We start from the raw sequence: 13550 nt of genomic DNA, 5'->3' as shown, positions 1-13550 counted from the left end.
CAAAGCGGGCTACTTGACTAGCACAAATCTTGAATTAAATAGTCCAAATTTGTTGAAAAAGCCCGCTATGGCGGCTATAGATTACTATTTCAGCATTAAAAAGAGTAACCCACTGATACCATGACATTTCGCGGTGCACCAGCAAAGGCCCGTGTGTAGTCAAAACCACCTAAAAAGTAATATTGATCGAATACATTGTTCAGATTTAACGCCATTTTCATCGCACCAATGTGGTAATATGCAGCAGCATTTACAGTGGTATACGAAGGCCATTGTCCCCAAAGTGCATTTCCTTCGCTATCCTTTCCGATACTGTTATCCATCCTTTTACGATCTACATAGTAAACACCGGCGCCAAAACCCAAACCTTTTAATGTACTAGTTGAAAACACATATTTCAACCAGGCACTCGCCATATTTTTGGGTGCTCCCGGCAGGGACTGCCCTATTTCAGCAGGAACAGAGGAAGATTTTACCTCCGTATCGTTATAGGTATAATTGGCCATAATCTGGAACTCACGTGTCAACTGCCCACGGACATCGAGTTCGACCCCCTGGGATAACGCTTTGCCAGATTGTCTATACTCCGGCAGCCCTGAATCATTGATAGCCCCTGTGGCAATGAGCATATTCCGTCGTTCAATTCGGAATAAGGAAAGATCAACTTGCAATTGCTCTTTAAAAAAAACCGCCTTCATCCCCGTTTCCACCTGGAAACTCCGCTCGGCATCAAAGGGTTTATCAGCTCCGTAATCTTTATAGTTCTGAATAAAATTGGCACCCACAGGCACAAAGCCCTGTGAATAACTTGCAAAATAATTAATCTGCTTATTGATTCCATAGGTCACACCGAAACGCGGTAATAAGGCATTTTGTGTCGCATGAAAACGATTTTGTCCATCAAGTGTTTCAGAAGAATAGTGTTCATGACGTAGACCTAAAATAAGTTTCAATCGGTCGTCAATGCTGATTTGATCCTGAATATATTTACCTGTTGTTTTATAAGGGCTTAAAAAAGGATAAGCGACTCCCGTGCGCCACACATAATTAGTCAGGTCATGCGTTGTATAAGTGGGATTGTTCAAGTCAAAAGTCAACGGGACAACTTTGCCATCTACAGTTTGCTGCCGCGCCTCCCGCAATTGATTTTCTTTGTCGCCCCGATACTGTGCAAAATCAACTCCCGCAACTAAATGATGATCAACCCGATCACCCAAAAGATCCCACTTAACATAACCCACAACATTATCTGTATAGTCACGTCCATGACGATCAAAAAAACGCATATTCATAATGGTATTATGTGGCGCATCAGCAAAGGTGTTCATTGTCCGATGTTCGTTGACATCCTCCTGATAGATGGATTTCATGTAGCTCAGATTCAAGCTAACATGTTCTGCCAGACGCTGAGACAAGCGGCCGTTTAACGAAAAAGTCTTGGAATTATAAAAATCGGAAGGCTGGCTCAACGTAAATGATCTTGGCAAAGCATAAAAGTTATTTTCCTTAATACCCATTCCCCGATCAAGATAACCGTTGAACTGATTATACACCATATCAATATCCACCACCGTGCCCTCAGCTGGTTTAAAGGTGAACGAAGGAGCCACCATGACTCGTTTCTGGCGATTTACATCTCGGAAAGTCTTTGTATCTTCGTAACCCGCATTAAAACGATATAAAATACGTTTGGCACTGTCCAGAGGTCCACCGAGATCCACAGTTGTTCGCATCGTTTCAAAACTACCACCTGAAAAATTCACATGCCCTCTAAAATCTTCCAAAGGCTTCTTGGTCGTCATGTTAATCGTACCACCCGGTACGATATCTCCAAACAAGGATGCTCCTGGCCCTTTCAAAACCTCGATATTTTCAAGATTGATTGTTAAGGGAGAGTTATAATAACTGTTACCATAACCATACCCCGAGCGTAAGCCATTGACAAGCCGTACACCCGTTTCATAACCGCTTTTAAAGCCACGAATGACAACATCATCATAGGAAGATGCTTCGGTCACACCAGCCAAATCCTGAACCAATGCCCCAGTAGTGAATGCCTGCTTATCCTCTATAAATTCCTTACTTAAAACAGCAACAGATTGTGGAAGATCTTTTAATTTTCCAGCAAATTTTCCGCCCAACTCCATGTCATTTGTCAAATAGGAATTGTTGCGTCTACCTGTTACCAATACCTCATCCAAGGTATTATCACCGGCTACCATCAGTAATCGAACTCCTTTTTTTGCATTCCAGCTAGCGGCGTTCAAATCCAGCAATACAGGCTTATAACCAATTGCATCTGCACGTAACTGTACAGGAAAAGAAATTATTCCTGTAAAACTAAATTCGCCCTGAGCATTAGAACTTGTCTGTTGTTGTCCACCGACTAAGGTCAGTGTAACCCCAGCGATGGGATCACCGTTTTCATCCTGAATTTTTCCAAATAATGCTACACCTTGTTGTGCATATACAGCTCCCGGTACGGAAGCACTTGTCAATAAAGCGAAAGCTAGCGCTTTCATCACGTTGTTCATTCGAATAATTTTTCTTTTTTTTGGGGATTACCCAAATTGGGGTTAAGCAATACGATCAATGAATAATTCCATGTGAATCGTTGGAAAATTCGATTCATTACAAAAGTCCTTTAATTGAAAGCCCTGTTTTCCCCAAAACTCATAGGCTCCTGCCAAGAATGGGTGCGTATGTAAATAAAGCCTTTCAATACTTTTCTCCTTAGCTACAGCGACCAAGCCCTTGAATAAGGCTGTTCCTAAACCGGACCTACGGTAACTCGGATCCACAAAAAGTCGCGCAACTTCTACCGTTTTCCTTCTATCTATATCCAAATGCGGAAAACGGTAATCATAAGCCGACATACCAACGACGCCGATCAAATTACCCCGATGATCTTTTGCCTGCAAGAATGCAGCAGCTTCAGCCTCAAGATATACGGCTGAAAATGCGAGTAGATCCTTAGGAAGCTTATTGGAATCCAACATGGGGAACAACTGTTTCCGAAATTCAATGACATAAGGTAATACGACATCAATATCCTCCTCTTCAACACGAGATATGGTTATATTTTTCAACTGAGGTTGAGCGGGAAGAGATCGCTTACTCATCCGTTTATTTTCAATCAATATATGGCCACTGTCTTTAAATATATTCATAGTGTTATCGCTATTTTAAAATAATCGCCCCGTAAACTGGGCATCTTACCTACAATCCATGATGTTTTTACAAAGGCGCTTACTCCAGCACTTCATCAGAGGGTATTCATCTCAGTGACCGTTGCTGGACTATGTTGTGCCTCCACCATAGGTTCAAATGCCGCAGCGCCACTCAGCCTCGGAACAAACATCCACTTCTTTTGATTCTCCAAACTAATCAATGGAAGTTGATAGGTCTGTTCCAATAAATTTCTTACTTGTTCCCGATCCAGACCGTGGAGGTCCACAAGCCTATTGTCTTTCATCAGATAAAAATGATCACCAAAAAGAAACGCCATATTAGGGTCGTGCATTACACATAACACGGTTGTTCCTTCCTTGACCAGCTCCTTGGCGGTCTGCAGCACCGCAATCTGATATTTCAGATCCAAATGATTCGTAGGCTCATCAAGCAATAATAAATCAGGTTGCTGTACCAATACCCGACATAGTAACACCAATTGTCGCTCCCCTCCAGACAACGACGTATAGGGTTTGTCCTTTAAGTGTGTGAGGTTAAATTTATCCAAGATCTGTTCTACTGCCTCGAAGTCTTCTTTACTTGGTGAAAAACGAGAAAATGAAGCTCGTCCCGTCAGAATAACATCAACAACGCTAAAAGGAAATGTGGTCTGATGGAACTGGTTCAGAAAACCCAATTTCAATGAATTAGCCCGACCAACCTTCCAATCGCGACGCTCCGTTTCATTAATAAGAACCGATCCATCATATTTTTTTTCCAGCCCTGCAATAATATTGAACAGCGTAGATTTACCACTTCCATTCCGACCGAGAATAACAGAAAGCTTTCCTTTTGGGAATGACATGGTTACATCATTTAAAATGATATCCTTGCCGTAGGCAAAAGAAAGGTTGTTGATATGAATCGAATTACTCATGAATTCCAGTTGATTTCATTACGACGCATCAGGTAAATAAACAAGGGAGCGCCAATAATCATTGTAAATACACCGATCGGAATTTCAAATGGCATGACCGCCCTGGAAAAATCATCGATCAGTAGAAGAAAAGTACCACCAATACTGATATTTGCCCACACAACAATATTGTTATTGGGGCCAAAGATCATCCGGCTGATATGTGGAACAATTAATCCAAATAGACTTATTACCCCTACAGCTGCAACGGCTGATGCTGTAATTAGTGTAGCTACAGCAATAAATCCCAGTTTCAACAGTTTCGGATTGACGCCAACAGCAATGGCTTCTTGATCGCCCAAGGCTAAAAGATTCAGCTTCCAACGAAACAGAATCAGGATAGCCAATCCTATCGTTATCGGCAGAAAAGCATGCTGCACTTTCGACCAGGAGGCCGTATGCAGATTCCCCATTGTCCATTGTACAATAGCTTGTAATTTATAGGGATCACTGATGTATTGCAACAAGGTTAACATGGCTGTAAATACACCGGAAATAACCATTCCTGCCAATACCATCCCAATAATCGAGGTTTTCAAACCAGCATTTGAAACAAAATAAGTCAACCCCACAGCACATACACCAAACAAAAATGCGGATATATTGACCGGCAATAGCGGAAACAACATAGCCAAGGCGGCCCCAAAAGCAGATCCCGAAGAAATACCCAATGTAAAGGGATCAACGATTGGATTCCTAAAAATGGCCTGCAAGATTCCGCCGGACGACGCTAGAGCAGCTCCGACCATAAAGGTCAGCAGAATCCGTGGTAAACGTACCTGCCACAATATGGTATCCATATTATCCTTCAATACCGCAGTAGGGTGACTTAAATATCCCCCCACTTCCGATCCAATGCGTTGGCAGAGCTCAACAAAACCAATATTCTGGCTTGAGCCCACCAATAGGGAAAACAATAAAACCAACAATGGTAGAACAACGAGTAATAACAGCTTTTTTAATTGATGCATCATTGAAGTAGTCCCGCTTTACCGTAAAGTTTTTCAAAAGCGATAGCCATATCCTGGTCAAGTTGCTGTTTCGTATAATCCGAAAAACACCAATGCCTTATCTGTTTGGCAAAAAGCATAAATTTGACGGTATGTGGGTCGAATGGAAACGATGGTGACATCACAAATACCTGTTTATTTCGCACTGCCGGTAAGGCCGCGAGTTCCTTTAAGTTATAGACATCTGCCAATGTAGAATTCCAAAGAATAATGAGGTCCGGATTCCATTTATAAATTGTCTCTGCGCCGACATTTGGGGCTTCCATTTCCAACGGACAGGCGTTAGCTGCGCCCGAAAGGCGGATCGCCATATCAATCAAACTACCACGACCGGATGTCGAAAGGACCCGACCTTTAGACCAAGCGTAATAAACCTTCTTCTGTATTTGATCCTTGGGAGCAGTCATTTTTTTGATCTCCGCCGAAACAAACTTAACAATTTCTTCCGCTCGCGCTTTCTTTCCGAGTAATACTCCCATCCCTGTCAGTTCATTAAAAATACTTTTTTCATCCTGCGAAGAAAAAGTGAACACGGGAATTCCAAGATCTTCTAGTTGGGAAATATTATCCTGATCGGTATTGAATGTCAAAACAAGGTCAGGGTTTAAGCTCACTATGCTTTCCACATTATTTGCCTGGCCTGCGAAAGTAGGTGTCGCCAGTGTTTTTTTTGCGATCCTATCATCCAATTTGGACAAAAACTTATAGGTATCTTCGACATGATAAACCTGTTCAGGAATACCAACAAGGCTATTTTCAGCACCCAACATGTAGACTTCATCAACAAGGGACGGAAATAATACAACCACACGTTGTGCCGTATGCGCTAATACCACTTCTTTTCCACGGCTGTCGACAGCTTTCACTTGATTGCTGACCGTACCTGCTTGCCGATTTTGGCAGGCGCTCACCAAACACAAACATGCCAAAAGCAATACAGGTATAATACGATTCACTTTCATCTACTTATTTTTTAGGACTTGCTCACGCGGATCAACATGTTCATCTGTTCCGCTTAAATCTGCTTTCTTTTTATTTCTCGCCTGCAGTCGAATCAAATTCTCGGATAACAGTAAGGCTTCCTCCAATTGAATCGAGGTTCCATACTTTGCCAGGACCTGCTCATAGAGCCGTCCATCGTAAGGAAGACGAAGTGATTGGGCATCTGTTACGTTGAATATGGGCAGATGTCTGTTTCCGATAAAATAACCAAAATCTGCAAGCTGCACCAAATCTATTGGATTGAATCTTATGGTCAACGTAGGCTTGACAACCAGGATCGCCTGTAGCGTTTCCTGATGAAATAAAGCATCGCCATGACGCCATTCCGCACCTTTCTCCAATTGCATAAAGATTGTCTTTCCGCCCGTTGTATTGCGTGTTAGGCGCCTTTTGTGGACTTCATACCATTCAAGATACACTTGATCGACTTGACTAAGAGCAAACTCATGCTTTGCTACAATTTTATCTATTGGTACAGGTAGCTCATTCATATTGTAAACCTATCTTCTTCATTTCCTTAACGGCACTGACACAGTTTCGTTCTCCGTCAAATCTATTTCCTCTAAACACAAATAACATGTCAACATATACAGTATAACAATGAAGCGCGGATCATTGCTATACCACTCTTTTTATCAATTGGCCGTTATTTTACTTCAAGCGCCTTATATTGATCTTTTTTCGCCTGAACTCTTTCTTTCAACCAATCACACCAGGTATCAAGACCGTCACCATTTAATGTACTGATTGTAATAACTTCCAAATTGGGGTTCACCTCGCGCGCATCTTTCGTTACCGCATCTACCGAGAAAGGTACATATGGCAATAAATCAGCTTTGGAAACCAACATCAATTCGCTTGTTAAAAACATACGTGGGTATTTTTTCGGTTTATCGTCCCCTTCTGTGGTCGCCAATAAGGTCACGCGGTAATCTTCTCCCAAATCAAATGCTGATGGACACAATAAATTCCCGACGTTCTCAATAAACAGCAGGTCTATTCCTTCGATATTGATATGATCCAAGGCTTGTAAGATCATCTGTGCCTCAATATGACACATTCCGCCAGTGACAATCTGCAATGCATTAATGCCTACCTCACGCATACGAACCGCATCACGTTCGGTTTCCGGATCACCCACCAAAACAGCAATATTCAGATCTTTGGCCAAACGTTTTCCCGTTTCTTGCATCAAGGTGGTTTTACCCGAACCCGGAGAAGAACATACATTGATCACACAAACGTCTTTCAGTCTATCGCGGATGGCTTTTGCGACAAAATCATTTGCTTTTAATAAATGTAGCGTTGTATTTTCACATTGAACCGAACCTACACGGTTACCTAAACTTTTAGGATTTGAAGTATTGTCTGACATGATAAACGATTTTAGTCTTGTTTAAAAATTACTTTTGATATATAGAGTTCATTCCCTTGAACAATTGTACTAGAAGCTTGTCCGCAATCACATACAAATCGATGAAAATGAACCGGGAAGTTTTTCTGACAATGTTCACAATATGCAATGATATCGTTTACAACGACTTCCATTTCCATATCTTGGTATTGCGTATTTTCGGCAATAAAAGCATCAAATGCATTTTGGATCAATACAGGCTGGACGTTGGATAACAACCCTGCTGTAACTTGAATTTTTTGAATATCATCTACCCTAGCCTCATAATGCGAGGTCAACGTATCAAAAATATCCTTTACTATACTTAGCTCGTGCATTGGTATATTTTAAGAAATAAATAAATTTAGAAAAGAAATGACAGTTCTCCTTGCCTGTATGATTTGAAGAAAAGCGTATGCTTTAGCATGGAATTTTGATTTGCTCAAACAGCAAAAATCGAGCGATGGGTATATGCTCTAGATCAAGGGTATGTTCATACCGATAATCTTTCTGTTGTGGGGATGGCAGAAGTTCATGCCATAGCAAATCAACCGTAACCAACCAACGCTCCATCAACCAATCTTGCGCCACTTCGGCGTCCAATTCCGCAACAATGGATTGAAGCGATGGGTAAAGCGAACAAAATTGACTATGATCTTTATGAAAATGGACGATGTGTGTATGGTCCGCATTGTTGGAAGGAGTTTTTGCAGATAAAAACTGGGATTCGACACTTTCACTTTTCAGTACAAGACTGTTTGCATTTAAATTCTTAAATGAGAACAACAGTGCTGCAAATAGAAAAATAAAGTGCTTCCACATAGCTTTAACCTAACAATGTATCAAAGATTCCTTTGAAACCATTACAAAGTTACTACCGATCAAAGAAGAAAAAGTAGCACAAATCTTGAATTTTATTTCACAAAATAGGAAACACCCAAAGAAAATTCCATAATTCTTCATATATTAAATTAAAATTTGGTTAAAGTGAGATTAAAATGATATTAGAGGCAAAAATTGGTTCTTTTTTGGTTGCTATTCTCATTAAATAAATTGGTCCATGTCGTAGACCATAGCGATAAATATTGGTCAAGTACATCATAAAAAATCTGAGCCAATCTTAGCGCAGGAGCAAAAGGTTAATTTCAGGGTTATCTGGATAAATCTAAAATAACAAGAAGCCAGGTTCGCGTCGGACCTGGCTTCTTGAAAAACTGATATTCTTAACAATTAGCGATGCAGATCAAAACGGTCTAACTCCATCACTTTAGTCCATGCCTTCACAAAATCTTGTACGAATTTATCTTTTGCATCGGCACTGCCATATATTTCAGCAACAGCTCTCAGTTCAGCGTTGGAACCAAAAACAAGATCTGCACGTCCGGCTTCCCATTTTTTAACACCAGATTTACGATCTGATCCTTCAAAAACTTCCCGATCCGGAGAGATGGCTTTCCAAGCTGTTCCCATATCCAATAGATTGACAAAAAAGTCATTCGTCAATTGGCCTGGCCGATCTGTCATCACTCCTAATGCAGAACCATCAAAATTTGCCTGAAGAACACGAAGTCCGCCGATCAATACCGTTAGTTCCGGAACAGATAGCGTGAGTGATTGCGCTTTGTCGATCAATAATGATTCCGTAGACACGGTATAAGCACCTTTACGGTAATTTCTAAATCCATCCGCAATTGGCTCAAGATAGCCCATGGATTCTACATCAGTCTGCTCCTGTGATGCATCCATACGCCCCGGATGGAACGGTACGTTGACAGCATGTCCAGCTGCACGAGCGGCCTGCTCTATCGCAGCAACACCACCTAAGACAATTAAGTCAGCCAATGAGATCTTCTTTCCGCCCTGTTGCTTTCCATTAAAGTCCTGTTGAATTTGCTCAAGCGCCGTAAGAACTTTTTGCAATTGTGCTGGATTATTTACTTGCCAATAACGCTGCGGAGCCAACCGTATCCGCGCACCGTTTGCACCACCTCTCTTGTCAGATCCACGGAAAGTAGAAGCTGAAGCCCAAGCGGTCGTTACGAGCTCTGCAGTGCTGAGCCCCGCGTTCAATAGGGCAGATTTCAATGTGTTAATATCATCAGCATCGACCAAAACATGATCGACAGCAGGAATAGGATCTTGCCACAATAATTCCTCAGCAGGAACTTCGGCACCTAAATAACGCTCTCGTGGTCCCAAATCACGGTGCGTCAATTTAAACCAGGCGCGAGCGAATGCATCAGCAAATGCGTCTTGATCTTCGTAAAATTTACGCGAGATCTTTTCATAAATTGGATCAAAACGCAAGGACAAATCTGTCGTCAGCATCGTTGGCCTACGTTTTTTAGTTGGATCAAAAGGATCTGGAATAGTCGAATCAGCTCCTTTGGCTACCCATTGATGCGCTCCTGCAGGACTCTTTGTTAACTCCCATTCATTTTCGAAGAGATTTTTAAAAAAGAGATTGGTCCATTCTGTCGGTTTCTGTGTCCAAATAACCTCCAAGCCACTCGTGATCGCATCTGCTCCTACTCCACTGCCATAGGTACTTTTCCAACCAAGCCCTTGTTGTTCAATGCCGGCTGCTTCAGGTTCTTTTCCGACATTGTCGGCAGGTCCTGCTCCGTGTGTTTTTCCAAACGTATGCCCTCCAGCAATCAAAGCGACAGTTTCCTCATCGTCCATCGCCATCCGACCAAAAGTATCCCGTATATCTTTTGCTGCAGCGATAGGATCTGGATTTCCGTCTGGTCCTTCCGGATTAACATAAATTAATCCCATCTGTACCGCTGCCAACGGTTTTTCAAGATTGCGCGAATGTTGTTTACCATCCGCATCATCATCGGCAGATAATACACCGTGTGATTCCACTACGCCTTCTGAACCATGAGCATAGCGTACATCACCACCCAACCATGTTTTTTCAGAACCCCAATAGACATCCAATTCAGGTTCAAAAGCATCCACACGTCCACCAGAATAACCAAAAGTCTTGAAGCCCATAGACTCTAAAGCAACATTACCTGTTAAAATCAATAAATCTGCCCAGGAGATATTTTTACCATATTTTTGTTTGATAGGCCACAACAGGCGACGCGCTTTGTCCAAACTCACATTATCAGGCCAGCTATTCAGTGGTGCAAAACGTTGTTGCCCAGACCCAGCTCCGCCTCGACCATCGCTTACCCGATAGGTTCCTGCACTATGCCAAGCCATCCGGATGAATAATGGTCCATAATGTCCAAAGTCAGCAGGCCACCAGTCCTGCGAATCGGTCATCAAGGCATGCAAATCTCTTTTTACGGCTTCTAAATCCAATTGTTTAAATGCTTCCGCATAATCAAAGCCCTCGTCCATCGGATTTGACTTGCTCGCGTGTTGTCTCAACAGATCTACACGAAGTCTATTTGGCCACCAGTCCTGATTTTGAGTTCCCCCTCCCGCAACGGCGTTGCGCATCGCACCATTATGAAATGGGCATTTGCTAATGTCTTTTTCGTTGTTGTCCATATGAAAAGAAAGTTTATTTATATAATATCTTAAGTGATCAAATTGTTTGACTCCCACTTTCATAAAATTACACAAATGAGATCCCACTTGTACATCGAATGATTCGATACACTATAATCAAAATCTATATACACAATATATAATTATATAAAATACTAAAAATCATCTTTTAATGAGCAGCTAGAATATGACGATTTTTGGAAGTCTGAAAAACAAAAGCGATTCTTTTACTATTCTATAATTAGGTTGTATCAAAAATATTGACCATGAATGAGCTATCCACATTTTTGGTAAGTGCTTTTATAGGCTTGAGTCTGGCTGCTGCTACCGGCTTCCGGGTTTTCATGCCGCTATTCTTATTGAGCCTTGGCTGTCGGCTTGAATTGTTCCAGGTTGGCAATGAATTGGCCTGGGCGGGCTCACCTATTGTTTTGGCAGCTACAAGCCTAGCCATGATCCTAGAAATAGCGGGATATTACATTCCTTTTATTGACAATATATTGGACAGCCTTTCAATTCCTCTCGCGACGATAGCAGGCACCTTACTTTTTGCCATACAGTTTGCAGATATTTCACCCTTTTTCCGCTGGGCCATGGCAATCATCGCTGGTGGCGGTACCGCGGCGACCATTAGCACAGCGCTAGCTGGCACCCGGGCAGTCTCGTCTGTTGGAACGGCAGGTTTTGGCAATTTTATGATCTCGACCATGGAAACCATCGGTTCAACCATTTTGACCATACTCGCCATATTTGTGCCCTTTATGGCAATTATAGTTGTTATAGGCCTATTCTATTTCTTTTGGCGATTTGGCAAAGAACAACTCAATAAAAAACTTAAAAGAACGGAGTAGCTTTCACAACATAACATCTAAATAAACTTCACACAGTGCCATACGAGCGACAATAAAGCCAAGCCTCACCAGCACAGGCGTAAGCAAATTTAGCGCAGACAAACCAACTAGGGATATTGTAAACATCTTATAGCCCTAGCTGATCTATAGCTGCGTAAACTCCAAATCCCTAACCTTTATACCTTTCAATCAAGCGAATACCTGGCAGGTATCATGTTATGCCTTTCGACAGTGTTTATTCAGTGCTCGTTCAGTGCTTGTTCAGTGATTGCTCAGTGATCGTTCAGTGTAGACTGAATAAACAATGACTGAGTACTGTTTAAAAAATGATTAAAAATTGTTGTTACCTACAATCTGGTGTTAGTTCATTTCCGTTTTGAGATTATCTTGATCTAGGCCCTTATTGAGCAATTATGGCACTCGTCAACAATCGAGACAAATTCTGGGAATACTTAGAAAAGTAGTACGGATATAAGGACCATAGCGCCAAACAGCTATTCGAAATTCGTTTACTGTTCACTGCTTTTGGGCACCGGTTGGTGGTAAATTAAGAGACAAAAAAAGGACAGCAAAATTCGATGCTGTCCTTTTTCAACATCAGCTCTTACGCTGATTTAAGGCTACGCACATCAGCAGCCTTGATGTGCGCCCAGATCAAAACTGGTTTTTACTAATCAATAACAACCTCTTGTGGCCGTTTTACTTTTTCAAGATCTTTTGGAAGGATAACCGTCAATACCCCATCCTCGAAACTTGCATGCACATTATCTGTAAGTACTTGTTCATTTAACTGGAATTCACGTTCAAATGCCAATCCATCCTGCTCTTTATAGATATAATCTATGGCATTGTCCTGGGTGTTTTCTGTACATGAAATCTTCAGTATCCCGTCATTTATGCTGACTTGGAATTGTTCTTTCTTACGTCCAGCGGCAAAAAGCTGCACTTCATAGAACTCTTGATTTTCGGCAATATTTACAGGAACAGCTTGCTGTACGCCAGCATTGTGCCCGGCTTCACCATCAAAAAACTGTTGTTGGAATTTTTCAAAGCGGTCTTTGAAATGTTGTCCGCAAAATTTATTATGATTTGAATATTCGCTGGTATAATGATTTCTTTTAAACATGTCTTTAATTTTTAATATTGAATAATACGTGTAAACTGATGTGGGATGAATTTCCTCGTCTTGCAATTTTTAAACTTAGTAAACTGGAACTATTGTTGCTTTCTTAGCACGTTTTTGCCCTTGTAATGGAACAATAGCGACCACAGTTTTATAATGACGGTGAACGTTCGGATATACCGGAGCCCTATCCATTTTGAATGCTTGTCTATCTCTTCTACGCATTCTTGCCGCGGCAAAGCTTCCTATACCAAAGAGAACTGTCCCAAACAACAAGAGTTTAAAGATCGTCCCAATAATCAATGTTGCTAATCCTGCTATTGCCGTAAGCACAATGAGGCGTGGCAATATAAATCGAAGTTTATTTTTCATTTGAATACATTTTTTAAAAATGATCGCGGATTATATCTATTTTCAGCACATTGCACATAGAATTTTCCTAGATCATTTGTATGTTGTAATTAACTATTTGTTTTATCCAACATCCCTGCTGACAGATCCTCGCGTTCTGTTA

The 13550-nt window shown here is 41.5% G+C and carries 13 protein-coding genes; 1 reads left to right on the top strand and 12 read right to left on the bottom strand.

What is annotated here, in order from left to right; translation table 11 throughout:
* Positions 1–95: 95 nt before the first annotated feature.
* From AAW12_RS20445 to katG, 10 genes are all read right to left on the bottom strand, one after another.
* Complete coding sequence (locus AAW12_RS20445) at positions 96–2534, bottom strand: TonB-dependent receptor (RefSeq protein WP_053003871.1); 2439 nt, start codon at positions 2532–2534, stop codon at positions 96–98.
* 42 nt (positions 2535–2576) lie between these two features.
* Positions 2577–3170, bottom strand: coding sequence for a GNAT family N-acetyltransferase (locus tag AAW12_RS20440; RefSeq protein ID WP_231585312.1), 594 nt, complete (start codon positions 3168–3170; stop codon positions 2577–2579).
* 95 nt (positions 3171–3265) lie between these two features.
* The gene (locus AAW12_RS20435; protein WP_084823258.1) at positions 3266–4108 is read right to left on the bottom strand and encodes an ABC transporter ATP-binding protein; all 843 of its coding nucleotides are present in this window, start codon (positions 4106–4108) and stop codon (positions 3266–3268) included.
* Entirely contained in the window at positions 4105–5121 is a 1017-nt protein-coding gene (locus AAW12_RS20430; RefSeq protein ID WP_231585311.1) for a FecCD family ABC transporter permease, read from the bottom strand. The genes AAW12_RS20435 and AAW12_RS20430 overlap by 4 nt, the downstream gene beginning before the upstream one ends.
* On the bottom strand, positions 5118–6119 hold the full coding sequence (locus AAW12_RS20425; protein WP_046675412.1) for an ABC transporter substrate-binding protein: 1002 nt from the start codon (positions 6117–6119) through the stop codon (positions 5118–5120). Before AAW12_RS20425 ends, AAW12_RS20430 begins: the two co-directional genes overlap by 4 nt.
* Positions 6120–6650 (bottom strand): hypothetical protein, encoded by a 531-nt coding sequence (locus AAW12_RS20420; RefSeq protein WP_053003870.1) that lies wholly within the window; start codon positions 6648–6650, stop codon positions 6120–6122.
* A 155-nt stretch (positions 6651–6805) separates the two neighbouring features.
* Positions 6806–7534: a hydrogenase nickel incorporation protein HypB gene (hypB, locus tag AAW12_RS20415; protein ID WP_053003869.1), complete on the bottom strand. Its 729-nt coding sequence runs from the start codon at positions 7532–7534 to the stop codon at positions 6806–6808.
* Positions 7535–7545: 11 nt separating this feature from the next.
* Complete coding sequence (locus AAW12_RS20410) at positions 7546–7890, bottom strand: hydrogenase maturation nickel metallochaperone HypA (protein WP_046675411.1); 345 nt, start codon at positions 7888–7890, stop codon at positions 7546–7548.
* A gap of 82 nt (positions 7891–7972) precedes the next feature.
* A complete protein-coding gene (locus AAW12_RS20405) occupies positions 7973–8374 on the bottom strand; it encodes a hypothetical protein (RefSeq protein WP_046675410.1) in 402 nt (133 codons plus the stop codon).
* Positions 8375–8782: 408 nt separating this feature from the next.
* Positions 8783–11062 carry a catalase/peroxidase HPI gene (gene katG, locus AAW12_RS20400; RefSeq protein ID WP_046675613.1) on the bottom strand — a complete coding sequence of 760 codons (2280 nt, stop codon included), beginning with the start codon at positions 11060–11062 and terminating at the stop codon, positions 8783–8785.
* A gap of 266 nt (positions 11063–11328) precedes the next feature.
* On the opposite strand from katG, the gene AAW12_RS20395 reads away from it, so the two are divergent.
* Positions 11329–11913 (top strand): DUF4126 domain-containing protein, encoded by a 585-nt coding sequence (locus AAW12_RS20395; RefSeq protein ID WP_046675409.1) that lies wholly within the window; start codon positions 11329–11331, stop codon positions 11911–11913.
* A 670-nt stretch (positions 11914–12583) separates the two neighbouring features.
* Here AAW12_RS20395 and AAW12_RS20390 read toward each other — a convergent pair.
* On the bottom strand, positions 12584–13039 hold the full coding sequence (locus AAW12_RS20390) for an Hsp20/alpha crystallin family protein (protein ID WP_046675408.1): 456 nt from the start codon (positions 13037–13039) through the stop codon (positions 12584–12586).
* A 75-nt stretch (positions 13040–13114) separates the two neighbouring features.
* Complete coding sequence (locus AAW12_RS20385; RefSeq protein ID WP_046675407.1) at positions 13115–13408, bottom strand: hypothetical protein; 294 nt, start codon at positions 13406–13408, stop codon at positions 13115–13117.
* Positions 13409–13550 lie beyond the last annotated feature (142 nt).

It is taken from the genome of Sphingobacterium sp. Ag1, assembly GCF_000988325.1.
Classification (GTDB): Bacteria; Bacteroidota; Bacteroidia; order Sphingobacteriales; family Sphingobacteriaceae; genus Sphingobacterium.
This window is presented reverse-complemented; position numbering and strand designations above follow the sequence as displayed.

Excerpts from the sequence above, each read along its gene's own strand:
- AAW12_RS20445 (WP_053003871.1), bottom strand. The coding sequence starts at position 2,534 with ATGAACAACGTGATGAAAGCGCTAGCTTTCGCTTTATTGACAAGTGCT.
- AAW12_RS20440 (WP_231585312.1), bottom strand. The coding sequence starts at position 3,170 with ATGAATATATTTAAAGACAGTGGCCATATATTGATTGAAAATAAACGG.
- AAW12_RS20435 (WP_084823258.1), bottom strand. The coding sequence starts at position 4,108 with ATGAGTAATTCGATTCATATCAACAACCTTTCTTTTGCCTACGGCAAG.
- AAW12_RS20430 (WP_231585311.1), bottom strand. The coding sequence starts at position 5,121 with ATGATGCATCAATTAAAAAAGCTGTTATTACTCGTTGTTCTACCATTG.
- AAW12_RS20425 (WP_046675412.1), bottom strand. The coding sequence starts at position 6,119 with ATGAAAGTGAATCGTATTATACCTGTATTGCTTTTGGCATGTTTGTGT.
- AAW12_RS20420 (WP_053003870.1), bottom strand. The coding sequence starts at position 6,650 with ATGAATGAGCTACCTGTACCAATAGATAAAATTGTAGCAAAGCATGAG.
- hypB (WP_053003869.1), bottom strand. The coding sequence starts at position 7,534 with ATGTCAGACAATACTTCAAATCCTAAAAGTTTAGGTAACCGTGTAGGT.
- AAW12_RS20410 (WP_046675411.1), bottom strand. The coding sequence starts at position 7,890 with ATGCACGAGCTAAGTATAGTAAAGGATATTTTTGATACGTTGACCTCG.
- AAW12_RS20405 (WP_046675410.1), bottom strand. The coding sequence starts at position 8,374 with ATGTGGAAGCACTTTATTTTTCTATTTGCAGCACTGTTGTTCTCATTT.
- katG (WP_046675613.1), bottom strand. The coding sequence starts at position 11,062 with ATGGACAACAACGAAAAAGACATTAGCAAATGCCCATTTCATAATGGT.
- AAW12_RS20395 (WP_046675409.1), top strand. The coding sequence starts at position 11,329 with ATGAATGAGCTATCCACATTTTTGGTAAGTGCTTTTATAGGCTTGAGT.
- AAW12_RS20390 (WP_046675408.1), bottom strand. The coding sequence starts at position 13,039 with ATGTTTAAAAGAAATCATTATACCAGCGAATATTCAAATCATAATAAA.
- AAW12_RS20385 (WP_046675407.1), bottom strand. The coding sequence starts at position 13,408 with ATGAAAAATAAACTTCGATTTATATTGCCACGCCTCATTGTGCTTACG.